Annotated in this window: 22 protein-coding genes; 13 read left to right on the forward strand and 9 right to left on the reverse strand. The window is 46.4% G+C overall.

Annotated features, from left to right (window positions below; translation table 11 throughout):
- Window positions 1-108: 108 nt before the first annotated feature.
- Window positions 109-564, forward strand: coding sequence for a DUF3531 family protein (locus tag QUA47_RS05315; RefSeq protein WP_333429966.1), 456 nt, complete (start codon window positions 109-111; stop codon window positions 562-564).
- Window positions 565-782: 218 nt separating this feature from the next.
- Window positions 783-1214, forward strand: a complete 432-nt coding sequence (locus tag QUA47_RS05320) for an NUDIX domain-containing protein (protein ID WP_333429967.1) — start codon at window positions 783-785, stop codon at window positions 1212-1214.
- 151 nt (window positions 1215-1365) lie between these two features.
- Here QUA47_RS05320 and QUA47_RS05325 read toward each other — a convergent pair whose 3' ends face one another.
- Window positions 1366-1731 carry a phage holin family protein gene (locus QUA47_RS05325; RefSeq protein ID WP_333138702.1) on the reverse strand — a complete coding sequence of 122 codons (366 nt, stop codon included), beginning with the start codon at window positions 1729-1731 and terminating at the stop codon, window positions 1366-1368.
- Window positions 1732-1752: 21 nt separating this feature from the next.
- Window positions 1753-2844 carry a redox-regulated ATPase YchF gene (ychF, locus tag QUA47_RS05330; protein WP_333429968.1) on the reverse strand — a complete coding sequence of 364 codons (1092 nt, stop codon included), beginning with the start codon at window positions 2842-2844 and terminating at the stop codon, window positions 1753-1755.
- A gap of 121 nt (window positions 2845-2965) precedes the next feature.
- Here ychF and QUA47_RS05335 point away from each other — a divergent pair, with 121 nt between their 5' ends.
- Window positions 2966-3322, forward strand: coding sequence for a hypothetical protein (locus QUA47_RS05335; protein ID WP_333429969.1), 357 nt, complete (start codon window positions 2966-2968; stop codon window positions 3320-3322).
- A 132-nt stretch (window positions 3323-3454) separates the two neighbouring features.
- On the opposite strand, the gene QUA47_RS05340 is transcribed toward QUA47_RS05335, so the two are convergent.
- Window positions 3455-3703 carry a hypothetical protein gene (locus tag QUA47_RS05340; protein WP_006633102.1) on the reverse strand — a complete coding sequence of 83 codons (249 nt, stop codon included), beginning with the start codon at window positions 3701-3703 and terminating at the stop codon, window positions 3455-3457.
- 352 nt (window positions 3704-4055) lie between these two features.
- Between QUA47_RS05340 and QUA47_RS05345 the strand changes: the two genes are divergently transcribed.
- The 3 genes from QUA47_RS05345 (at window position 4056) to QUA47_RS05355 (ending at window position 7712) form a co-directional block, all read left to right on the forward strand.
- Window positions 4056-5618, forward strand: coding sequence for an aminotransferase class I/II-fold pyridoxal phosphate-dependent enzyme (locus QUA47_RS05345; protein ID WP_333429970.1), 1563 nt, complete (start codon window positions 4056-4058; stop codon window positions 5616-5618).
- 102 nt (window positions 5619-5720) lie between these two features.
- On the forward strand, window positions 5721-6314 hold the full coding sequence (gene cbiT / locus QUA47_RS05350) for a precorrin-6Y C5,15-methyltransferase subunit CbiT (RefSeq protein ID WP_190659397.1): 594 nt from the start codon (window positions 5721-5723) through the stop codon (window positions 6312-6314).
- A gap of 480 nt (window positions 6315-6794) precedes the next feature.
- The gene (locus QUA47_RS05355) at window positions 6795-7712 is read left to right on the forward strand and encodes a phosphatidate cytidylyltransferase (protein ID WP_333404985.1); all 918 of its coding nucleotides are present in this window, start codon (window positions 6795-6797) and stop codon (window positions 7710-7712) included.
- Between the two features lie 145 nt (window positions 7713-7857).
- Here QUA47_RS05355 and QUA47_RS05360 read toward each other — a convergent pair whose 3' ends face one another.
- Window positions 7858-8649 (reverse strand): DUF2993 domain-containing protein, encoded by a 792-nt coding sequence (locus tag QUA47_RS05360; RefSeq protein ID WP_333429971.1) that lies wholly within the window; start codon window positions 8647-8649, stop codon window positions 7858-7860.
- A 618-nt stretch (window positions 8650-9267) separates the two neighbouring features.
- On the opposite strand from QUA47_RS05360, the gene QUA47_RS05365 reads away from it, so the two are divergent.
- Both QUA47_RS05365 and QUA47_RS05370 read left to right on the forward strand, forming a co-directional pair.
- Window positions 9268-10062, forward strand: coding sequence for a pseudouridine synthase (locus tag QUA47_RS05365; RefSeq protein WP_333286035.1), 795 nt, complete (start codon window positions 9268-9270; stop codon window positions 10060-10062).
- A complete protein-coding gene (locus QUA47_RS05370) occupies window positions 10059-10943 on the forward strand; it encodes a RodZ domain-containing protein (protein WP_333429972.1) in 885 nt (294 codons plus the stop codon). Before QUA47_RS05365 ends, QUA47_RS05370 begins: the two co-directional genes overlap by 4 nt.
- Window positions 10944-11080: 137 nt before the next feature.
- On the opposite strand, the gene malQ is transcribed toward QUA47_RS05370, so the two are convergent.
- The 4 genes from malQ to QUA47_RS05390 form a co-directional block, all read right to left on the reverse strand.
- Entirely contained in the window at window positions 11081-12589 is a 1509-nt protein-coding gene (gene malQ / locus QUA47_RS05375) for a 4-alpha-glucanotransferase (protein ID WP_333429973.1), read from the reverse strand.
- Between the two features lie 464 nt (window positions 12590-13053).
- Window positions 13054-13179, reverse strand: coding sequence for a photosystem II protein Y (locus QUA47_RS05380; RefSeq protein ID WP_006633094.1), 126 nt, complete (start codon window positions 13177-13179; stop codon window positions 13054-13056).
- Window positions 13180-13386: 207 nt separating this feature from the next.
- Complete coding sequence (locus tag QUA47_RS05385) at window positions 13387-14145, reverse strand: MinD/ParA family ATP-binding protein (RefSeq protein ID WP_190659384.1); 759 nt, start codon at window positions 14143-14145, stop codon at window positions 13387-13389.
- A gap of 74 nt (window positions 14146-14219) precedes the next feature.
- The gene (locus QUA47_RS05390) at window positions 14220-16007 is read right to left on the reverse strand and encodes a CHASE2 domain-containing protein (RefSeq protein WP_333429974.1); all 1788 of its coding nucleotides are present in this window, start codon (window positions 16005-16007) and stop codon (window positions 14220-14222) included.
- Between the two features lie 338 nt (window positions 16008-16345).
- On the opposite strand from QUA47_RS05390, the gene QUA47_RS05395 reads away from it, so the two are divergent.
- The 5 genes from QUA47_RS05395 (at window position 16346) to QUA47_RS05415 (ending at window position 21008) form a co-directional block, all read left to right on the forward strand.
- Window positions 16346-17083 (forward strand): DUF928 domain-containing protein, encoded by a 738-nt coding sequence (locus tag QUA47_RS05395; protein ID WP_333429975.1) that lies wholly within the window; start codon window positions 16346-16348, stop codon window positions 17081-17083.
- A 140-nt stretch (window positions 17084-17223) separates the two neighbouring features.
- Window positions 17224-17964, forward strand: coding sequence for a DUF928 domain-containing protein (locus tag QUA47_RS05400; protein WP_333429976.1), 741 nt, complete (start codon window positions 17224-17226; stop codon window positions 17962-17964).
- Window positions 17965-18218: 254 nt separating this feature from the next.
- On the forward strand, window positions 18219-19013 hold the full coding sequence (locus tag QUA47_RS05405; RefSeq protein WP_333429977.1) for an HAD family hydrolase: 795 nt from the start codon (window positions 18219-18221) through the stop codon (window positions 19011-19013).
- 425 nt (window positions 19014-19438) lie between these two features.
- On the forward strand, window positions 19439-20656 hold the full coding sequence (locus tag QUA47_RS05410) for a DNA double-strand break repair nuclease NurA (RefSeq protein WP_333429978.1): 1218 nt from the start codon (window positions 19439-19441) through the stop codon (window positions 20654-20656).
- A 133-nt stretch (window positions 20657-20789) separates the two neighbouring features.
- Window positions 20790-21008 (forward strand): hypothetical protein, encoded by a 219-nt coding sequence (locus tag QUA47_RS05415; protein WP_333429979.1) that lies wholly within the window; start codon window positions 20790-20792, stop codon window positions 21006-21008.
- 122 nt (window positions 21009-21130) lie between these two features.
- Here QUA47_RS05415 and QUA47_RS05420 read toward each other — a convergent pair whose 3' ends face one another.
- Entirely contained in the window at window positions 21131-23179 is a 2049-nt protein-coding gene (locus QUA47_RS05420) for an ABC transporter ATP-binding protein (protein ID WP_333429980.1), read from the reverse strand.
- Window positions 23180-23437 lie beyond the last annotated feature (258 nt).

Consider the following 23437-nt stretch of genomic DNA (forward strand, 5'->3'; position numbering starts at 1 on the left):
TCAGAAGTCAGGAGTCAGGAGAAAAATTCTCCCTCTCCCTCTCTCCCACTTTTCCTCTCTCCCCCAATCCCATTCCTGCAATTCCATTCCCTTTCTTTGATAAAATTGATGCAAGTAGAGTTTCGCGAGTTTAACCCCTTTGACCTCTGGATTTGGCTGAAGTTCAGCAACGTGCCTTCAAACGGTGAAAAACAGTATGTTGAAGAAGTGTTTGACTCTTGGTTTTTCTTGGGAAAACTCGGAGGATTTAATGCGGAAAATTTGCAAGTTCAAGATGAAGGATTAGACATCAGTGATATGAATTACGATGTTAATCTAGCAGACCAAAGCATGATGGCTTTGATGCACAATATGGGAGAAATGGAGTATCAAGGTTCTTGGGCTCGCTGCTGGTTTGATTTGGGCACGAGCGATGCAATTGGCCTCGATGTTTTGATTAATGTTTTCCAGCAACTAAGCAAAGAATTCGTAACCATTGAAAAACTCATTATTGGCGGGGAAAATACAGACTGGCCCCTTGAAAATAGAAGCAGGAGAGAGGGTTTTGCCAGCGATGATAATTAAACGTTGGCCCCACACGGATGACACGGATACACCGATAATGAGTGATGATTGCTGAGTAATATAGAACTTACGCACGGGTAGTCATTAACCGGGTTTTTTGCATCATACTTCGTTACAGCCCGCATCAACGGCAAAAAACCTGCTGGTTGGGCAAAGTCGGAACCCGGTTTCTTTTGTTTTGGTGTTGATGCGTCATGACTGATAACTGATAACTAATTATGCAAAAAGGTATAATTCGCGTAATAGTTTTAGGGTTAATTCGATCGGGCGATCGCATTTTCGTGTCAGAATGCGAAGATCCGGTCAAACAAGACACATTTTACCGAGCTCTGGGCGGTGGCATAGAATTCGGAGAACACAGCATGGACGCTTTGCAAAGAGAGTTTCAAGAAGAAATTCAAGCCGAGTTAACAAATATCAAAGATTTGGCTTGTTTGGAAAATTTTTTTATTTTTAATGGCGAAGCCGGACACGAACTAATACAACTCTATCAGTGCGAATTTGTCGATCCCAAATTTTATCAATTGGAGAGTCTAGCCTTTGCAGACGGAGAGTGGGTATTTACCGCACTTTGGATGCCGATCGATCGCTTTCGATCGGGCGAATTGCGCCTAGTTCCAGAGCAATTTATCGACTACTGCGAAGGCTAATAACTCAACCAATACCAAAAAACAAATACCTGATATGGGGGAATTAAACCTAAAATATTTGCCGTAGGGGGGGGTTTCACCTGAAATATTTGCGATAACTAACAGGATGAATAAACCCGCCCCTTCCTTCCGCCCAGTGCGTTACCTTTTTCTACCTTACATTAGGTAGCGTACTCAACACCTGATAGAGAAGAGAGTTAATAAAACCGAGGGCGATCGCCCCCAGCAAAGCACTCCAAATTCCCCACCGCAAGCGGAATCCATCCACTAGCCAAGCCGCCAATCCAAAGATAGCAGCGTTGATAACAATCATCCACAAACCAAAAGTTATCAACAGCAATGGAATACCCAAAACCACAAAAAGCGGCCGCACCAAAGCATTCAGCAATCCAAAAACCGCCGCGGAAATCATCGCTTTTCCAAAAGTGTCAATGTCCACCCCGATGGGCAACTTGGAAATAATAAAAAAGCTCACCGAGGTTACCAGCCAAGCAATTACCAGCGAAATGATATCCATGTGCCAATCTCCTTAAAAAAGCTAAACATTAAATCGGAACAACAGCACATCCCCCTCTTGTACAACATACTCTTTTCCTTCACTGCGAACTAAGCCTTTTTCCTTAGCCGCATTCATCGCGCCCGTAGCAACCAAATCTTCATAACTCACTGTTTCGGCCCGGATGAAACCCCGTTCAAAATCAGAGTGAATCACCCCTGCAGCTTGCGGTGCTAACATTCCCGCGATAATCGTCCAAGCGCGCGTTTCCTTTGGCCCGCTAGTAAAATAAGTCCGCAAGCCCAATAATTCGTAAGTAGCTCGAATCAGAGATTTCAAGCCCCCTTCTTTTACCCCGAGAGATTCTAGGAAATCCGTTCGTTCTTCCTCAGATAACTCCACCAATTCTGACTCAACTTGCGCCGAAACTATGACAACCTTAGCATTTTCTTTAGCTGCTACTTCCCGCACTTGTTCGACATAGCTATTTCCTGTTGCTAAATCGTCATCAGATACGTTAGCAGCATAGATAATTGGTTTGTTGGTCAGTAATTCCAAACCTTTAACTAATTCAGCTTCTTCATCTGTGAAATTGTACTGCCGCGCCGGTTTGCCCGCATTCAAAACCTCGACTAATTTTTCGAGTACATCCACTTCTGCCTGAGCTTCTTTATTGTTGCGGGCCAGCTTGCGAGTGCGCTCGAGCCTGCGTTCAATTTGAGCTAAATCTGCTAGAATTAATTCGAGATTGATAATGTCAATATCTCGGCTCGGATCGACAGAACCCGCAACGTGAATGATATCGTCATTCTCAAAACAGCGGACAACCTGGACGATCGCATCTACCGCCCGAATGTGAGACAAAAACTGATTTCCCAGTCCTTCCCCCTGACTCGCCCCCTTCACCAAACCCGCAATATCCACAAACTCCATCCGCGTCGGCACAGTTTGCACGGAATTGGAAATATTGCTCAGCACCTTCAACCGTTCGTCTGGCACTGCCACGATACCCGTATTTGGCTCGATCGTACAGAAAGGAAAATTAGCAGCAGTCGCCTTGGCATTAGCAACCAGAGCATTAAACAAAGTAGATTTGCCAACATTAGGCAGTCCGACAATTCCGGCAGTAAGCATAGCTATTTAGAAACATATCACTGTTTCAAAATATCATAAGCAATAGCAATATATCTGACTTGTCCCTTCTAAGTTCTAAAGCTAAGCTTGAATAAATATCGAACTTGAGGTAGATGGCTAAATGGTTAACAAGTTGTTAAGCAAAGTAACGATCGCTGTGGGGCTGTCACTGCCCCTGTTAGCGCTGACAGCAGCTAGCGTTTTCGCTCAGATTGTCAAAATTTCGGTGGTTAACAACAGTGGCAAGACGATGACAGCCGTCTATATGTCTCCTCCCGATAAGGATACTTGGGGAGAAAACGAGCTAGAGGTCCCCATTGCCGATCGGGAAAAGGCAGATTTTGAGTGGAATCAAGCTGACTACGGCGGCTCAGAGGCGGGCTGTGTTTTTGATGTCAGGGCCGAATACTCTGACGGCAAATCCACTGATTTGCCTTCTGTTGACCTTTGTAAAGAGACTGCGCTCAACTTCAATTAATCGATAATTTAGGCAAAAACCGAGTTTTTTCAAGTCTGATATTCAACAAAATGATTGGGGACTTGGGAGAAACCGGTTTTTGCGATCGACCTCACAAACAATCTTAAATTTCGCGATCGACTAAAACATAATCTACACAGGTTCAGGGATTGTCTGAGGAATAGGCTCCGGCACTGTCTGAGGAATCGGAGAGGGTACAGTTTCCGGCACCGGTTCGGGAATGGGCTGCGGAATTGGCGCAGGTACCGGTTCCGGTACTATCCCGGGAATCGGTTCGGGTACCGGGCCAGGCACCGGTGGCGAGGCGGGTATAGTCGGCAGCCCCGGTTCGGTACTGGGAATCTGCGGGCCAGGAAATGGACTAGGGTTGGGAAAAATCATGTTAGTGTTTTGCTCGCTAATAGAGATATTTCAAAAACATTTGGTCGCCACTCCTAGCTAGTTTTTATAAAAAAAATAACTGAGTTGTGGTATTGTTTTATTTATAATAATAAACTAAAATTGTGACTAAGACATCTATCTAAATACCTATTATTAACTATTAAGTGGGCATAAAATTATGCCTTTGGCATAAAAGTAAGTGGTTACAAATAAACATTATATGGGGAGGGCGCGTGAGTACAGCAAGAAACTGCCTGAGAGTATAGGTACTGGCTCAACCAGTCCCTACAAGATATTATGGTTTTTTCCTACCGCTCTACTTAGATATCAAATACAGCAATCAAGATTAATCGTGTCACCAGCAAACTCTCAAACAAAAACTCCCCTATTAGATGCTTTGCGCGATCGCACAAATCAGCCACACGCCCCATTTTATGCCCCCGGACATAAACGCGGACAAGGAATCTCTCAACCCCTAATTGACCTATTCGGTGCGACAGTATTTCGATCGGATTTGCCAGAATTGCCGGAATTAGATAATCTCTTTAATCCAGAAGGCGCAATTGCCGAAGCTCAAGGCTTAGCCGCCGCAGCATTTGGAGCCCAATCAACTCGGTTTTTGGCAAACGGTTCGACTTGCGGAATTATCGCCGCCATCTTAGCAACTTGCGGCCCCGGCGATAAAATTATCTTGCCTCGAAATATCCACTCCTCGGCGATTTCAGGTTTGATTTTATCCGGTGCAATTCCAATTTTTGTCAGTCCCGAGTACAACCCGGATTGGGATATTGCCAACAGCATCACCCCAGAAGCCACAGCCGCAGCATTAGAACAACATCCCGACGCCAAAGCAGTAATGATAGTTTACCCAACCTATCACGGCGTCTGCGGGGATTTGCGGGCGATCGCCCAAATTACCCATCAATACAACATACCGTTATTAGTAGACGAAGCCCACGGCGCGCACTTTAACTTTCATCCAAACTTGCCAGAACCAGCACTATCAGCCGGCGCCGATTTAACAGTACAATCAATCCACAAAACCCTCGGTGCAATGACACAAGCATCGATGCTGCACGTCAAGGGCGATCGCATAGATATCCAAAAATTAAATAGAGCATTGCAGCTAGTACAATCTACCAGTCCCAGCTACTTATTATTAGCATCCCTAGACGCAGCCCGCCAACAAATCGCACTCCACGGCAAAGAATTAATGGCGCAAACTTTACAGCTAGCAGAAAAAGCGCGATCGCGCATCATTCAAATTCCCGGATTATCAGTTTTAGAACCGTTAAATACACCGGGTTTTGCAGCATTAGACCGCACCCGACTAACCGTAAAAGTATCAGATTTAGGAATCACAGGATTTGCCGCCGATGAAATTTTGCACTCTCAACTCGGCGTCACCGCAGAATTACCAATGCCGCAACATCTAACATTTATTATCAGCTTGGGAAATACAGAATTAGATATTGACAATTTAGTTAAAGCTTGTACTCTTTTAGAAGGAAGAAGGAAGAAGGAAGAAGGAAGTTCGGCAAAGGATTCTGTAACGGATGTAACGGATGTCAGGAAGAAGGAAGAAGTCCGAAAGAAGAAGTCCGAGAGAAGAAGTCCGATGTCCGATGGAAGATTGGCCCACTCTCCCACTCTCCCACTCTCCCCCTCTCCCCCTCTCCTTTCCCCCCGCGAGGCCTTCTTTTTCCCAGCGGAAACAGTACCCGCAGACAAAGCAGTCGATCGACTCAGCGCCGAACTCATCTGTCCTTATCCCCCAGGAATACCAGTCCTGATGCCCGGTGAAATCATTACCCCAGCAGCCGTTGACTACCTGCAACAAGTCCTTGCCGCCGGCGGCAAAATCACAGGTTGTAGCGATAGAAACCTCCAAACTCTCAAGGTTGTGCGACAGTAAATATTAAGGCTTGGAGGAAATTGGCAGAATTTCTACTAATTCTTCCACGAGTTCCAACTGCCGTCTTGCTTCAATCAAAAATCAAAAATCAAAAATATAACTATGCTTTGGCCCTACGTCACTCCAGGCATCCCGGATGACTTATTTGAACGTTTACCGGGAATTCCCATGAGTAAGCGAGAAGTCCGACTGCTGTTAATCTCCCACCTGCGGCTGCAAGCAGATTCAGTGGTGTGGGACATCGGTGCAGGTACTGGTACGATCGCCGTAGAAACAGGTTTGCTGTGTCCCAAAGGTCGGATTATTGCCGTCGAAAGGGACGAAGAAGTAGCAAGCTTGATTCGCAGAAATTGCGATCGATTCGAGCTCGACAACGTAGAAGTCATAGAAGGCAGTGCCCCGGAATGCCTGGAAAACCTGCCCCAACCCCCCCACCGAGTCTGCATCGAAGGAGGTCGCCCCATTAAGGCCATTCTCCAAGAAGTCTGGCGGTACTTGCAACCCCACGGTAGAGTGGTCGCCACAGCCTCGAATTTAGAAAATCTTTACGCCCTTTCCGAAGGCTTCGCCGAGTTACAAGTCCGCAACATCGAAGTAGTCCAGTCCGCCGTCAACCGCTTGGAGACTCGCGGCCTCAGTCAAACCTTTGCCGCCGTCAATCCCATATTTATTCTCAGCGGCGAAAAGCTCGATTAGAAGTTAGTTGACAGTTGAGAGTTGACAGTTGTTATTGGTTATTTGTTACCAATCCCCTTCCAGGGTCTGCCTCCAATGCCCCATGTCCCATGCTTTTAGCCGCTATGCCCATTCCTAAATGTAATTCTTAACCTTTTTTACGTTCAATTAACCTTCATACTTAGAATAAGGTCGACCCTAGCTGGATTGACCCCCTGAGTTGAGATTTTGGATCATCGCCAGTTGGGTATTGGGCTTGGCTGTGCAAGGGAGGAAAACGTACCCTAATAATCCTTACATCCTTGCATCCTTGCGTCGAATGACACCGCCCAAAAACGGATACAAGCCGCCGACAATCGTCGTGAGCCACCCAAAATTTTAGACCAAGGTTCAATCTCCCAGATTCATCTGTGGAGTAAATCTAGAATCTAAAATCTAAAATCTAAAATCTAAAATCTAAAATCGAATTACCCACCGCCGTCTGCAAGAGAAATTCATTTTATGCCTTGGTCTCGTATCCTGAGTGGAATAGTTGCGATCGCCCTTGCTTTGGGAATGATTATTATGGGGGGATGGTACTTCACCGTCGGCTTTGGAGTCATCGTCTACCTAGGTCAATTGGAATATTTTCAATTAGCCAGGGCTAAAGGCATTGCACCCGCTGCCAAAACTACCTTAGCTGTCAGTCAAGGGCTATTAATTACTGCCGCCCTAGCACCGGAACTCGTAGATGCCATGTTCCCCTTAGCGGGAACCTTAATCTGTTTCTACCTGTTATTCCAACCTAAATTATCGACGATCGCCGATATTGCCTCCTCAATTTTAGGATTGTTCTACGGCGGTTATTTGCCCAGCTATTGGATACGGCTGCGAGTCGGCCTCGACCCAGCCAATCTTGCTACAACAGGACTGGGGCAAGCAGTAGCAAGCAATTTGCCGGTTAACATTTACTCGCCGCCATCTTGGACAACTTCTAGCCATATATCTTTAGGATTGACTTCGCTGCTGCTGGCTTTCCTCTGCATCTGGGCCGCTGACATTGGGGCTTATTTTGTGGGCAAATTCTTCGGCCGCACTAGCCTGTCCCACATCAGCCCCAAAAAGACTGTTGAAGGTGCCGTATTTGGAGTTTGCGGCAGCATCGCCGTGGCCGTCGCTGGGTCTTGGTATTTAAACTGGCCGGGGTGGCCGTATACTGGGGCTGCTTTTGGTCTGTTGATTGGCGTTGCTAGCCTGTTGGGAGATTTAACTGAGTCGATGATGAAGCGAGACGCCGGTGTTAAGGATTCGGGACAGTTGATCCCCGGTCACGGCGGCATTCTCGATCGCACCGACAGTTATGTTTTTACCGCACCGTTAGTCTACTATTTTGTCACTTTACTGTTGCCGGCGATCGACTCTTACCTCATCGCCCGCTAATTGCCAATTGCGAATTGCCAATTGCGAATTGGTGTTTAACTCATGGAAGGCCGACCGCGTTGCGGGTCACGTAAGCGTTGCGATCCGCACCGAAAGCCCTCTCACGCACTCAAAACTTCTTCCCCCTTCCCGTTGCTCTTCCCCTCTAAGGCAAAACTCTAATTCCTCCCCGACAAACAATTTCCCCCGGACTCAAAATCAACTCTTCAATGTCAACTTCCGGCCCAAAATCAATTTTAAAACCATTGAAATCAGTGCTCTTTAATTCTCCATCCATTTCGATTTCTGGTTCTTCAAACATCAATTCGCGACCGCTGGCTATCCGCAAACCAGTCCGCAATAAAAAAGGAATTTGCCTACCGCCAGCGCGCAAAATTGTCGCCGAAAGCGTCAACACACCCGCCTCAATTACAATTTGCGAATTTTTCAACTTCAGCAACTTTTCGCTATCTGTCAGCGGCAGCATAGGCAGCAAAAATTCGCTCAAAGCATCAGCAAGCAAAGGCGCTTTCAGTGACGCATTCAAATCCGCCTGACAGAGCCTCAAAACGCCTGTCACGGGAACGGATTCTAGGAGGCGCAGGGGTTGGCCTTTGAGAGCTTGACCGAGGTTGATGCGAATGCCACAGCCCTCTATGGCAACTTCAGTTAGGTGTAGTCCTTTATACACAGCACCGCTAGCTGCAGCCGTTACTTTGGGGATCGCACCGCGGAAGATTTGTCGATCGCTCCCCTCAATTTTCACCTTCAACTCATCCACCTGCTGAACTTGCGATCGCAGCCACAACTGCACCGCCGGAGACAGAACCGCGCTCGCGATCCGGCTGCCTTGACTCGGCGAAGGTTTCCCCGGCTCCTCGCCGAGATTAACAGTCCCACCAGAGCCAGCAGCGCCATCTTTATTGTCAAATTGAAGAGAGTTTCGATCGACAGTCATAAACAATTTCAGAATATAAACCTTAATATTCAAGCACAGAAATTTAACTAGAACTTGCACATCCGGCCTCAAAAACCCGGTTTCTGCACAGATAGACCGCTGTCAACCTCTGATTTTCCTTAGAAACCGGGTTGATGAACACAAGTCCGATTAACTCCAAAACCAAGCAGAAATCTGGGATCGGCAACGCCAGAAGCAGAAAAATTCTCACCTTTTCCCCCTTGGGATATTGGGGTAATTCACGAGTTGTGCGATCCCGCTGAAAAATTCGCGATCGAGCGTATAAATTTAACCAGGAGTACGGGATTTATGGTAGTGTTGGTTTATGGTCGGGTCAGACCCAAACCTTTCAAACCGGCCGCAAACCAACGGTGCAAACCTGTGCCTGCCGCGAGTCTTTTCCTCGTAGTTTTTGCACAGCATTCAGGGTAATGCCATCAGGACAATCTGCACCGGGCACAAGGACAATCTGCACTCTTGGCGGGCGTCCTGTAATAATTGGTCAGCATTATAATTTATTCCCAAGCAGGAATTGAGCATTGCTAGTACGGTTAATCAATTAACCGTGTCGTGTTTCCTCCCCACCGTTGGCTCGTTGGGGATTTCCACACTCCCGTCATGTCTGATGAAAGGCTGCAAAAAATCCTCGCCCAGTGGGGCATTGCCTCTCGCCGTCTTGCAGAACAGATGATTGTAGCTGGACGAGTCCGAGTTAATGGCAATATTGTTCGCTTAGGAGAAAAAGCGAATCCCGATCGCGATCTCATCCAAGTCGATGGAGTCCCGGTGAAACCAACGGATCGACCCGCAAAGGTCTATCTGTTGCTCAACAAACCGGCAGGCGTAGTTTCTACTTGCAGCGATCCCAGGGCCCGATCGAAAGTTCTCGACTTGCTGCCACCCCAACTGCGCTCCGGTCAAGGCATCCACCCCGTAGGACGCTTAGATGCAGATTCCACCGGCGCCCTCTTGCTTACCAATGATGGTAAGCTGACATTTTGTTTGACCCACCCGCGTCACTCGATCGCCAAAACTTATCAGGTGTGGGTACGGGGCGATCCCCCGGAACGCATACTACAAACGTGGCGTCAGGGCATCATCTTGTCCGGCAGAAAAACTTTGCCCGCGAAAGTTAAAGTTATCGATCGCGCGCTTGACGAAACTCTGTTAGAAGTCATTCTATCAGAAGGCAGAAACCGCCAGATTCGGCGCACAGCCGAGCTGTTGGGATATCCCGTGGTGCGCCTGCACCGCACAGCCATTGGCCCGATTCAATTGCAGCGGCCCGGTTCGCCAATATTGCCACCAGGCTGCTGCCGACCCCTAGAAGATGCGGAAATTATTTATTTATGGAATCTAGTCAACCTAACATCAATAAGCGTGCCAGTAAATTCCCAGGAGCACAGCATATGACAAAGAATTTATTGTTTTTATTCTTCAAAACAACTAAGCAGAAACTGCACTCCCAAGAGCCAGAAACAGCTCAGAAGAAGAAGCTAGCGGAAATTGGAACTCAACTCCGTCAGTACCGCGAACAGCAGTCGATTTGTTTGGACAAAGTAGCCGTGGTAACAATGATTCGGCGGAATCTGCTACAAGCAATCGAGGACGGTCAACTAGACCAACTTCCCGAACCCGTCTACACTCAGGGTTTGATCAAGCGCTACGCTGAAGCAATGGGCTTGGACGGAACTCAGTTTGCCGAATTTTTTCCGATCGAACCGGCGCCCCGATCGAGAACGAAGCTATCCTGGCAAGATGGGCCTCAGTTACGACCGATGCACCTCTACCTCTTTTACACATTTCTAATTATCTGTTCGGTCAATGTCTTATCTCAGTTGATGGGCGGTTCTGTTACCGCAAAAAACGGTGGGGGAGCCGAAGAACTAGCGCTTGGGCAGCAAGAACAAGCTCGTTTAGCTGCTGAGGCATCGAGATCCTCACAAAATCAGAAACCGGATAGTTACGAGGCTGTCGAAGCAGTAAGAACCGGTCAAAATTTAAATAAATCTGGCAATAAACCAGTGATGGTTAACGTCACTTTTAAAGCAGAATCGTGGATGCAGGTTGAAGTCGATGGTAAAACAGAGTTTGAGGGAACTTTGCCTTCAGGGACTGTTCGCACCTGGGGGGCTCAAAAGCAATTGGTAGTGGTAGCAGGTAACGCCGGGGGGGTAATGGTTGCTGTTAATAACGGACAAGCCGAACCACTCGGAGCTCCTGGAGTCGCCAAAGAAGTTGTTTTTAAAGCAAACGAACTCAAGCCTTCAGCACCGCCCAACAATGAAGGGTAAGTGTTAATTGGTAATTGTTAATGGGTAATGGGGAATAGGTAATAGCTGGCACTCCACAGCTTTTAATTAGAATGTCCGTCTTTATTGACTTCTTAGCCATTACCCCTTACCCATTACCAACTGCCCCTTCTCCACTATCAATGTTTATTAGGAGCGCGCCCGGAGATGTAAGTCATGGTTTTGAGCCGATCGCGCACTTCCCAATTCAAAGCTTCAGGTCGATACCGCCAGCCCCAATTTCCCTCTGCTTTCCCAGGAAAATTCATCCGCGCGTCTGTATCCAAACCCAACAAGTCTTGATACGGCACAATTGCCATATTAGCTACAGACATCCAACCCATGCGGATTAAAGACCAGTGAATTCCTTGGGGATCGATGCAGCCCAAATAACGATAAACTTCCTCTCTTTGGTAGTCTTGGAGTTGATTGAACCATCCGACAGTAGTGTCGTTGTCGTGAGTGCCGGTGTAGACTACGCAGTTGCGATCGTAATTGAAAGGCCAAAAAGGATCCTCGGGTCCAGCGCCGAAAGCAAACTGCAAAATCTTCATTCCCGGAAACTCGAACCGATCGCGCAAAGCTTCCACTTCAGGAGTAATTACCCCTAAATCCTCAGCGATAATCGGCAAGTTGCCAAACTTCTCATTAATTACATCCAACAAAGCTGTTCCCGGCGCTTTAATCCACTCTCCGTACATAGCAGTTTCTTGTCCGCGCTTCACCGCCCAGTAAGCCTCAAATCCTCGAAAGTGGTCGATCCGAGTCACGTCTACATAAGAGAAAATCGCTTCAAAACGCTGCACCCACCACTCAAAATTATTTGCTTGCAACTTCTCCCAATTGTATACCGGGTTCCCCCACAATTGACCTGTATTGCTGAAGTAATCCGGGGGAACTCCCGCCATTAAAGCTGCTTCTCCTGTGGCTTCATCCAAGCAAAATATTTCTGGATGAGACCATACATCCGCGCTGTCGTGAGCTACATAAATCGGAATATCCCCAATAATTTTAATGTCCCGCATATTTGCATAGCTTTTCAACTCCGTCCACTGGCGAAAAAACTCAAACTGGACGTATTTGTAGTAATAAATCTCAGCATTTAGCTGCTGGCGCCACTTCTCTAGGGACTGTGGTTCTCGACGGGCAATTTCTGGTTCCCAATTGTTCCAGCTAACACCGCCAAAGTGATCTTTTAGTGCCATAAATAAGGCGTAATCTTCCAGCCAATTCTCTTTGCTTTCGCAAAAACCTGAGAATTCTTTTTGCTGGATCGGGGATCCTTTGGTTTTGAAGTTTTCGCAAGCTTTTTTAAGCAAAGGCACTTTCACGGCTATCGCCCGCTCGAAGTCTACATAATCCAGCGGAAATTCTGGCAAATTAGCAAAGTCTTCATCTGCGAGCAATTGCTCGTCCCGCAGCAGTTCTGGGTTAATTAGCAGCGGATTTCCCGCCATTGCTGAATAGCACGAATAAGGAGAATTGCCGTATCCTGTGGGGCCCAGCGGCAATAGCTGCCAGTATTGCTGGTCGCTCTCAACTAAAAAGTCAATAAAGCGATATGCTTCTATTCCCATGTCCCCAATGCCAAATCGACTGGGAAAGGATGTGGGGTGGAGTAGTATGCCGCTCGATCGGGGAAAAAGCATAATCTATCTAAAGATATAGGAATTTAACATTGACAATTTGACCTATCTTCCCTACCCGTTAAACTTCGCAGTTTTTAGAGCGATTGTCAGGGCAAATACTTTTGTGATTGTCTCATATTTTCTGCGATAACGTGCTTACCAAATATTTTTATTCGACTCTACTCAGGAGTTATGACTAGAGTTCAAAACATCACAATCCGGAGTTACGCGATCGCCCTGCTTTCACAGCTAGGTTTTTTTACCCAGGATCGTTTGCTGGAACAAAGTATTTGGCTTGAGCGCACCCGGTTTCTGCTTAATTTTTAAATCTAACTTTTCTTTTGTTTTCGCCCCATCTCTCTGCAGTCGTAAATTACCCGCCAAAAATCAGCCATCACTTAAGCAGAACCAATGCACAAATCAGCCGGCTGTTTTTGTATCTCAAAAAACAGTCGGCTGAGGAATTACCTGAAAAGAGGCTGAGTTTAAGCTTGCTTGTTCAAAAATTTCTGCACTTGTTTGAGAGCTATACTGCCGATGTTGTAGGCAGCCCAGCCGCCCGCCAACAATACGGGCATCAATACTATTAGTATGCGGAAGTCAAAATCCATGAGTTCTCCTCCTAAAGTTTTTTAACAAATTCTCATAATCTATTTGTATCTCATTTTGTCGCCATTCTCCTGACTCTTTAACCAAATATTGTCGGCTTTAAAAGTTCCTCGGCCGCTAGCAGCCGGATACGCAGGAGGACATCGCTCCGCAAGAATTCAGAGCGAAAGTGAAACTTCTGGGCGGGCGATCGGCATTCGCTGCACAAATTATCTCACAATGTGTTTCGCAATCCCTTCCACAACCTTTGTTAGAGGGTCGTTAGGGAAGTGCAGCGCAAACACTCCCTTGCTGGCGAGCAGCATCATCTGGTCGCTGTGGGGCAGTACCCCTGCCACTGGGATGTTGTAAATACTCTCTACTTGCTGCTTCAAATCCTCGAAATCCAGGGATTCTGGGGCTTTATTGATCGTCATCAAAATCTTGGGAACTTCTAATTTGCGGGCCACATCTACCGTGACAGCCGTTCCCTGAAAATCTTGCTGATCCGGACGCAAAATCAGCAGCAGGATGTCGGAAATGGTGATGCTGAGGAGGGTTTCTTCGTTGAGCCCCGGGTGCGTGTCTATAAATAGGTAGTCTAAGTTCAAAACCTCGATCAGTTCTTGAAAGCCGTCGGTAAGGAGTCCCACATCGTAGCCTTCCCGCAAAACTCGCGCTATCTCCCCTGCTTTAATGCTCGAAGGAATCAGGTAGAGGTTGCCGTTACTGGTTAATTTTGGCAGCAGCGAACTCACATTGTAGGCCGTATCCGCGATCGGACACCGGCCCCACAGGTAATCGTTCAGGCAGTGATCCATGTTGCTCTCGCTGAAACCGAACAGCACGTGAATCCCCGGTGATTGAATGTCTGTGTCCACAATGGCGACCCGATTTCCGTCGCGAGCGATAATAGATGCCAGGTTTGCTGTCGTGTTCGATTTGCCAGTTCCGCCCCGGTAAGAGTGGACAGAGATGATTTTGGACATGATCTGCGTATTAGGGTAAGAAACGGCGAGAACCCATTATGATGCAATTCTCGATGATGCAGTCGAGTTGTCTGTCATTCTTCCTTGCCCTCCAAATCCTCCTTATCTGTTAAACTATCAATTTTTTCATCTTTTATCCTCTTTTGGGCGCCCCTGCGCTGCCGCATCTGTTTGGCTTTGGTTTGCAAATCGCTGAACTCGTCATCCGGTTTAGTTTCGGCTGAACTAGCACCGCCGCCCGCCTCGATCGCACCCGTTGGTGAGCTGCTTTCCGATTCAGTCACGGGGGCGCGCTGCTTATGCTGTTTGGCTTTTTCCTGCAACTGAGCTAAGTAGTCGTCTGTCTGACTTTCGGCCTTGGGAAGCTCTGGGGTAGTTGCAGTTATTTCTTGGGGTTCGGAAGGTACTTTTTCAGAGGTTTCTTGTTTGCTAATTCTCAGTTTATCTTTCTTTTGCTGCAATTCTTTAAAGAAATCAGATTCTGTGATTTCTGCGACTTGCTGTTCTTTTTTGGCTTGGTCTATTTCGATTTTGAAGACTTGTTTTACTCGATCGCTAATTGCTTTCCCGTATCCGGCTTTATTAAATCTCTCTGCTGATACAATGCTACCGCCAGTTAAGATTAATGCTAAGGCTGGCGCTGCCACAGGCACCCACCCTCCCAACAGAAAAATCCCAAAGCCGATGGCGCAACACCCGGACAGCAGTGCTCCGAATGTCACTGTCAATTTCGCTGGGTGAGCCATCCGCGATGCCAACGTTCCTCCCACAATTGACCATCCCGAAATCCACAGGATTTCTGCCCATTCAGGCCAAAACCATAACATCGGTCTGTTGTCTAAAACTGCACTCAAAATTTGGCTGACTACTTGTGCGTGTGCCACGATACCAGGCATGAATTGGTTGCTTTTCTGTCGCCCACTGTAAGGAGTATAAAAGAAATCTTTAACGGTTTCTGTGGTATAACCGATGAGCACTATTTTATCTTTAACTAAATTTGGGTCAACTTTCCCCTCTAAAACATCCGTAATTCTGACTTGGTTGGCAACTTGCCGCCTGGAACGATAGTTAATTAATATTTGATATCCCCTGACCTCGGTATTTGTGTATCCTCCGTCATTGCTTGCTAGTTGTTTTAATTGGGTTTTTCCCAGCCATAAAGATTGATCTGGTGCAAGTTGAGGAGAGATTTTTTGCCCTTCCAGGTAGCGGAGTGCTAGCTGGAGGTTGAAGGAATATAAAACTTGAGAGTCGTCATTACAAAGATGTTTTTGGGCCGAGGACTTGCCCTCAATTGTCGGTGGTTTCATAAATAATAAAGCCTTGCGGAGTATGCCACCCGCATCGACTCCGAAATCTGCAAATCCCACCCGGTTTTCTGGCAGCCCCGGCGCAGGCGGAGAACCAGGATTGTCCGGGCTTCCGTCGGTAACTAAACATACCCCGATAATGCGATCGCTTTTTTGTAAAATTTTAGTTAATTCCTGGCGCCCGTCTCCTAAAGGTACGTCTCGCAGTACATCTAAACCGATGACTGCCGGCTGCATTTTTTCTAGTTTTTGTAATATTTCAGCTATTTTGCGATCGGATATCGGCCACTGTTTCAGTTTCTGAATGTCTGCTTCGGTAATCCCCACAACTAGCAAGCGCGAGTCTGGCTTTTCGTCGGGACGCCACCTCACCATTTGGTCGTAAGCGCTTAATTCTATTGGTTCGAGTATTCCTAGCTGTCTGGCGCCCATCAAGGATAATGTTACTGCCGCGCTGGCAATTAATACAGACTTAGCCAATGCTAGTGATGGTTTATACATTTGACTCAATTGAGCCGCTGCCGATCGAATTTTGTTAGATATTTTACTCATTATCCCAGCATAAAAGTTTGACTTGTTTCTGGAACAGCAGTTGTTTCGCCTTTGCCACTTGCCGGAGACTTCCTCCATCTTAGAACACCCGGAAACTCCGACCGCTTTGTAACAAAATTTTACAGTTTGCCGCCAGCAACTGTATGCAATGATACTGGCGACCTAGGTAGCCTGATTTTCCGGACGGAGAATCCACTTGCCGATCGAATTAATTAATGTTATTGATGATATGTCAAGGTTCAAATTGTGTATCTGCGCCCTCGACTAGCCGCTCAAAAATATTTGTCGCCATCAGCGAATGCCTGTGTTTGCAATATTATAGTGAAAGGTACAACAAAATGAAACGTTTTCTACATCGGGCTACACTTGCGGTCGCCGTATCTGCGATCGCAGCTACCGTCCCCAGTTCACTTGCACCAATGCGAGCACAATCCCAGCCGCTTCTGCTGAGTCAAAATGTTAATTTCAAGCCTCCCGACGTAACAGCCCCCGGCAACCGACAAGGAGGGACACATCGCGGCAGCAAGCGTTGTCCTGCGGGTTTATCTATTACTCCTTTAGTGCCTCCAACTAATATCGGTTTAACCCTAACAGAGTCTCCCACAATTTTTGTCTATGTTCCTCAAACCTCGGCAGAAATAGAGTTTACTTTGCTCAACGACACCGAGGACAAAGTGATCTACGAAAAAACATTTAAACTTGGCAAATCCGGGATTGTTGGAGTTAGCATTCCTGCTACGGGCAACAACAAATCCCTTGAAGTTGGTAAGCGATACGTGTGGTCGTTTTCGATGGTTTGCGACCCCCAAGATCGATCGGCCGATTTAGTTGTTAAAGGGTTCGTGCAGCGAATTGAACCGCAGGCAACTCTCAAGAGGGATTTGGCAAATCCCGACCCGATGACTAGGCTCAACGTTTACGCTACAAATGGGATTTGGTACGAAACTCTCGCTACTTTAGCCCAAATGCGGCGCCAGACACCGGGGGATGCGAAGCTGACAGCCAAGTGGACGCAATTGTTGCAGTCCCAAGGGCTGGAATCAGTTGCAGCTCAACCGCTGGTTGGGCCTCTTTAAAACTCGCTATTGGGTCAAGTTTTGTCGGTCTTCCTATTCCGATGTGAAACTTGACAAATTTACCCGATCGCGCCAGGGGTTAAAACTCCTGCTTAACAGTAGAGATGCGCTCTATAATATCTCTACAAGTTGGTAAAAAAATGAAACGTTTTCTACATTTTACTGCACAGGCGATGGCTGTATTTGCCATCGCAGTTACTCTCCCCAGTTTGTTTGCACCGATGCAGGCTGTGCCTGCACCAATTCTGCTGAGTCAGAATGTTAATTTCAAACCCCCAGATGTAACAGCCCCCGACAACCGGCAAGGGGGGACGCATCGAGGCGATGCTTGTCCCAAGGATTTATCTATTATTCCTTTAATACCTAAAAGCAATGATGGTTTAACGCTAGCAGAGTCGCCAACATTCTTGACCTACGTTTCTCACTCTTCGACTCAAATCGAGTTTACTTTGCAAGCTGACGATGGAAAAGGAACCGAGGTTTACAAAACTACTTTCAAAGTTGACAAACCCGGGATAGTTGAGGTCAGTATGCCTGCTATCGGCGATCGCAAAAAATCTCTTGAGATTGGCCAGCGATATCAGTGGTCGTTTTCGGTGGCTTGCAATGACGATCCGTCGGGGAATTATTTTGTTAAAGGAATCGTGCAGCGAATTGAACTGCAGGAAACTCTCAAGAGCGATTTGGCAAATCCCGACCCTATGGCTAAGGTGATTGCTTATGCTAAAAATGGGATTTGGTACGAGACTCTTTCTACTCTAGCCCAAATGCGGCGCCTCGCGCCCGATGATTCGGGGCTGACAGCCGAGTGGACGCAATTGTTGCAGTCCCAAGGGCTAACATCAGTCGCCGATCAACCGCTAGTTGAGTCTTTTGAATAACGACTCTTAACCAATCACTGCTGAGTGTTTGCACAGTCAATTCTTCAATCTAAAATCTAAAATCTAAAACCCAGTGACCGAAAGCAGCCAGGGTACAAGCCCGCGGATTTATCCAGGCAAAAATAAAAAACCTAGTATCCGATAATAAGTCCCCGGATTCATCTGTGAGGTCGCTTTTTTCAATTCTCCAATTCTCCAATTTTTCAATTTTTCAATCCAAAATCTAAAATCTAAAATCTAAAATCGATTGACTGATGACTAATAAATTTCCGACAATTCTAGCTCTTGATTTTGACGGTGTGATTTGTGACGGACTAATCGAATATTTCCAAACAGCTTGGCGTACCTACTGTCAAATCTGGAAACCAGTCGAAACAGTGCCAGATGCAGATTTAGCTTTGAGTTTTTACCGAGTGCGGCCCGCCATCGAAACTGGTTGGGAAATGCCACTGCTGATCCGCGCACTGCTGACAGGAATTTCCCCAGAGCAAATTTTGCTGGAGTGGCCCGATATTGTACCGCATTTATTGACCGCAAATAATTTGAAAGCGCAGTCTGTGGGCGCTATGTTAGACGGATTGCGCGATAATTGGATTGCTGAGGATTTAGCTGGCTGGCTGTCTTTGCACCGCTTTTATCCAGGGATTGCCGATCGCTTGCACTCCTTGCAGGAGAGTTCAGTGAAAGTGGCGATAGTCACTACGAAGGAAGGCCGTTTTGTGCGGGAACTTTTGCAGCTAGCTGGCGTACAAATGCCGTCAGAGTTGATTTTTGGCAAGGAATACAACAAGCCGAAACACCAAATTTTGCGCGAATTTTTGGCCGCGTCTGGTAAAGATTCGACTATTTGGTTTGTGGAAGATCGGTTAAAAACTTTGCTGTCGGTGAAGCAGCAGCCGGATTTATCTCAGGTGAGGTTATTTTTGGCTGATTGGGGTTACAATACTTTGCCCGAACGGGAATCTGTGGCTCAAAATCCACCAGTTCAATTGCTTTCTCTGTCGCAGTTCGCCGGAGATTTTGCCGATTGGCTGCCGAGCGAATGTTGATGTTAGATTTGTTTACACTTGTGATTTTTTTCGCTTTTCACAGTCAAAAAAAATCACAAAAATTTACATCTTTTTTGTTGACTTTTGCGGCGTAGACATGGTATTTTAATATAATGGGATGGTGGCAAAAATATTATTTTTGCCACCATCCCATTATAAGATTTATAATAACAGGAATTCCCGACACAAGCAAGGATCTAGATAAAAAAAATTGATTTTTTTATATTGATTTTTTTTATACAGTCTTGGAGGTACTATTTACCTGAGAAACCGATTTTTTTACAGTTTCTGCGGGCGGCCACGAAAGATTTTAGTTGATCACACCCGGTTGATGACAAAAAAAGCAAGCTTCGGAATCCAAAATTTGAAAAGTGTGTTGATAATTTCTCAGCTTGAAAGCTTTCTAATATTGAGACTTAAAACCAATGCTCGATTTAACTAAAGCAGCCAAGGCAATGCAGGGAATGAGCCAACATTTGAATGTGGAAGCTCAGGCGGCTCGCCAGCGTTTGGAAGTGGCTCAGAATTTGCTGTTGAAGGCGGCAGGCGAACAGGAAAAATTGGTGGAATTGCAAGAGAGTTGGCGCGATCGCACTTTATTCAATGCTGCCACGCCGATCGAGCCATTGTCCGATCGCACCTACATCACCGCACCCCCCGCCGCTCACACAGTCTTTGCCACAGACGGCTCGCAAATTTCCCCCAACCATCACGAAATAGCCTACTGCTACCTGCTAAACGTCGGCACCGTCATGCTGCACTACGGCCAAAGTCGCCACCCAGTTTTAGACAGCGTGCCCGAGGTTTTCTACAAACCCGAAGACTTGTACGGTTCGCGGCAGTGGGGAATTAGAACCGAAGAATGGATGGGATACCGGCGAGCAGTTTCCGAAGCAATTGCCTTAGCAGAAATGGGCTGCAATTGGGCAAAAGTTAACGACAATAAATTGCCCGCGCCAGCTTTAGCAATGGTAGACGGTTCCCTGATTTATTGGTTTTTGGAACAGTTACCCACCGAAGCGCGCGATCAAATTTTGCTGCCAATTTTAGAAGCTTGGGACAAGTTGCGTTTAGCAGGAATTCCCCTGTTAGGATACTTAAGCGCTTCTCGCAGTAGCGAAAGCTTATCTTTTTTGCGGTTTGAAGCTTGCACCCACGAAGTACCAGACTGCATGACAAATTGCCCGAACGTTGGATTTGCCGCCACAATTTCTTTCGCCGAAAAAGCACCTTGTCAAGAATTTGAACCTTTGCGGGATGCCATATTGTGGGCAACAATCCTGTCCCCCGGACAAAGGAGCCCTTTGTGGAAATCTCAAGCTCGAATTTTAGATTTGTACGGTCTTAATTCCGTCTATTTCTGTTACGTTCACGTCGGCACAGAAATTGCTAGAATAGAAGTGCCGGAATGGGTAGCACAAGATACAGCACAGCTAGATTTAGCATTGGGAATGATGCTGGCTCAAGTACACAAAGGCGGCGGCTATCCGGTGACGCTAGCAGAAGCTCACAATCAAGCTGTAGTCACGGGGGGCGATCGAAGTCGCTTTTTCGCTTTGTTAGAGCAGCAAATGATTAAAGCTGGTTTGAAAAATGTGGGAATTTCTTATAAGGAAACACGGAAACGCGGCAGTATTGCTTAAAGTTAAGTAGAGGACTTACGCAGAGAAGCCCGGTTTCTGCCAAAGCTCTTTTGTTTGATGATTAGATATATACGAAGAAACCGGGTTTTTAGTTTCCTGTGCGCAAGTCCTGAATTCAATTTAAAAAGGTTATATGCCAATAGAATTAGTTATCTTAATTGCTTCCTTACTTGTGTCTTGGCTGGTGTTTAATTGGGCTTTTAAAGTGTTGAAAGCCAGCATCGGGACAGCGATTTCTTTAGCAGCTATTGTGCTGGCGATGCAGTTATTATTTGGCATCGGCCCAAATCAGCTTTTCCAACATATAATTCACCTGCCGGAAACCCTAGGGAAAATGATTTCGGGCAAGTGATCCGATTTTTGATTTTTGATTTTTGATTCTTTTAAATACCCGACTTCTTCCAGAAGCCGGGTATAGGGAGATTCCGAAAATTTTCCTTCTTCCTTCTTCCCTCTTCCTTCTTCCTTCAGATATTAACTTCCCAACATTTGCAACTTGTACAAACTGGCATACAACCCTTCTTGCTGCAACAATTCTTCGTGGCTGCCAGACTCTACTAATTGGCCGCGTTTGAGCACTAAAATGCGATCGACATTTCGGATAGTCGAGAGCCTGTGGGCAATAATTATCGCCGTTCTGTCCGCCATCAAACGCTCTAGAGCTTCTTGAATTAAAGCTTCCGTCCCTACATCCAAACTAGCAGTTGCCTCGTCGAGCACTAAGATACTGGGATTGCGAATGGCGGCGCGAGCAAACGCTAATAATTGCTTTTGTCCCCCCGAAAGATTGGTTCCCCGTTCCCGCAATTGCGTGTCATAACCTTGAGGCAACTGTTCGATTAAACGGGCAACATTTGTCTTTTCTGCTGCTGCTTGAATTTCCTCAATCGAGTAATTTTCTCCCAGGCTAATATTGCTCTTCACATCACCAGCAAAGAGAAAGCCATCTTGGATAATCACGCCTATATGCCTGCGTAACTCTGCTTGAGGCAAATCCCGAATATCCACATGATTAACGAGAATCCGTCCTCGGCTAGGTTCGTAAAGGCGGCACAGGAGACGGATAATCGAACTTTTGCCCGCACCCGTGGGGCCGACTAATGCTACTTTTTCGCCGGATTTGATGGTGAAATTGAGGTTTTGCAGGACATATTCGTCTTTTTTGTAAGCAAACCACACGTTGTCAAATTGGATTTCTCCCGATTCAGAATTCTGCGATTTGGCATTTTCTCCTCCCCGAAGCTTCGGGGGGTTGGGGGGTAATTTGGGATTGTTAGACAATAAACGATATTCTGAACTTGCTCCATTTTGATGATTATCTGCCAATTCTCGATCGAACGGAGACAAGTTGTAAGCCGTTGCCTCTGGATGTCCAGTTATTAACAACGGTGAATAAGCTTCCCTTCTTCCTTCTTCCCTCTTCCCTCTTCCTTCTTCCCTCTTCCCTCTTCCTTCTTCCTTCTTAGCGCTGGTTGGATCTTTAATTTCGATCGGTTCGTTGAGAATATCGCTAATCCGTTCGACGGCGGTAAATCCTGCTTGAATGGCGGTAAATTTCTCGGCAAATTGCCGCAGCGGATCGAAGAGACGCTGAGCAAATAAAATAAAGGCCGAGAGAGTACCGAAGTTAAGATTACCGGCTAAAACTCTTTGACCGCCCATCCACAAAACGGCTGCGATCGCCACTAAAGCAATCCATTCTAATGTCGCAGATACGGCTGAGTCGTAAAATATAGTTTTGTCAACTGCTTTAATGTAGCGTTTATTGGTGACACGAAACAATTGTGAATTGAAGCTTTCGCGGCGGAATAACTGCACTACGCCAATACCAGTCAGGTTTTCTTGCAGTTGGGCGTTGAGTTCGGAAAGTTCTTCTCTGGTATTGTAATTTGCTATGCGATATTGGTACTGAAAATAAACTATGACTGCGGTAATTGGTATCATCATCAGCACCAACATTAAAGCTAGTTGCCACTGCATGGTAAACATGAAAATGGCAATTACTAAAATTGAAAATAGATCGCTGACAATGCCGATCGCCCCTGAAGAGAAAACCTCTCCCAAAGCTTCTACATCGCTGGTGAGGCGAGTCATCAATTTACCGACAGGAGTGCGATCGAAAAATCTCACTGCTAGCGATGTGACGTGGGCGAACAAATCATTTCTAATATCTGTAGTAATTATTTGCCCTACTTTCGTGACTAAATAGCCTTGAAGTGATTGCAGTGCTAACCTAAGTGTTATAGTTAGCATCAGCAAAATAGCCAAAATATTCAATGCAGCAGATAGCGACAATCCCCGCAAGAATTCGTAGGTAGGTTCCGAGCGAATTACCGAAATTGCCTGTCCGATGAGAATGGGTTGAATTGCTCCTGAGACTGCTAGCGGTACTAATAGTGCGATCGAAATAATCAGCAAGCGTTTGCTGCGGGTTGCATAAGATGCCAACCTCAGAAATAACCGCCAGTCTGTTTCCTGGCCGGATTTGTTTTTGGTGTCTGCTACTGGTGAGGAAATTGTCATCCGATTTTAGATTTTAGATTTTAGATTTTAGATTGCCAAAGCTATTATGCTGCTAAATTCGGTGGCTTTTGCTGAGGATATCGAGCTTTTTTTTCGCTGCGCGGCTTGTAGGGCGGGCGGGCGATATCAGTTCGCTCAGCTTTGCTCAACAAAGCTGTACAATATATCCAACTAACAATTGTAGCAAATCGAGTCAGTTAAGTTAGGAAATTTTATACAGCTCCAGCAAATTATCGAGCCCGACAGCACTCAGTCGCC

It is taken from the genome of Microcoleus sp. MON2_D5, from assembly GCF_036701905.1.
Lineage (GTDB): Bacteria > Cyanobacteriota > Cyanobacteriia > Cyanobacteriales > Microcoleaceae > Microcoleus.